Raw genomic sequence first — 580 nt, 5'->3', positions numbered from 1 at the left:
TATCCATTTAACTAAGAGGACAATGCGGCATGAGTATACCCGCTAATGGAGTGCGGGGTAAGTACGCTGCCGCTCGATTGCTTAAACCCTCGCCATTTATGCCGGGTTTTTATAATTTTTCTTAATGTTTTCCGCACGTTCTGCTTTTTGGACGTCATCGATTGTCCCTCTAAGACACGGATAAATCGGTGATATCACCACATCAACCAGGCAACATGCCCGACTTGTTGAATGCAATAAACAGAAGGAAAAAACAGGGAGGAGAAAAGAAGTGGTGCTGATAGGCAGATTCGAACTGCCGACCTCACCCTTACCAAGGGTGCGCTCTACCAACTGAGCTATATCAGCACATCTTGGAGCGGGCAGCGGGAATCGAACCCGCATCATCAGCTTGGAAGGCTGAGGTAATAGCCATTATACGATGCCCGCATCCTGGAACTCGGCTACCTGATTTTCATTCTGCACTGAATATCGAGAGAAGCTCTCTTTATTCGAGCCGGTAAGCGAACTTATCGTCTCGGGCTACGCCATCGCGTGGCCGAAATTGGTGGTGGGGGAAGGATTCGAACCTTCGAAGTCT

Annotated in this window: 2 tRNA genes; both read right to left on the bottom strand. The window is 48.8% G+C overall.

What is annotated here, in order from left to right:
- Nucleotides 1–272: 272 nt before the first annotated feature.
- Nucleotides 273–348: transfer RNA gene (locus SCI24_RS21440), tRNA-Thr, on the bottom strand.
- Between the two features lie 6 nt (nt 349–354).
- A tRNA-Gly gene (locus tag SCI24_RS21435) sits at nt 355–429 on the bottom strand.
- Between the last annotated feature and the right edge of the window lie 151 nt (nt 430–580).

It is taken from the genome of Halomonas sp. (genome assembly GCF_033549285.1).
In the GTDB taxonomy this organism is placed as follows: domain Bacteria; phylum Pseudomonadota; class Gammaproteobacteria; order Pseudomonadales; family Halomonadaceae; genus Halomonas.
The sequence above is the reverse complement of the archived record's forward strand: the minus strand, read 5'-3'. Positions and strand labels throughout refer to the sequence as shown.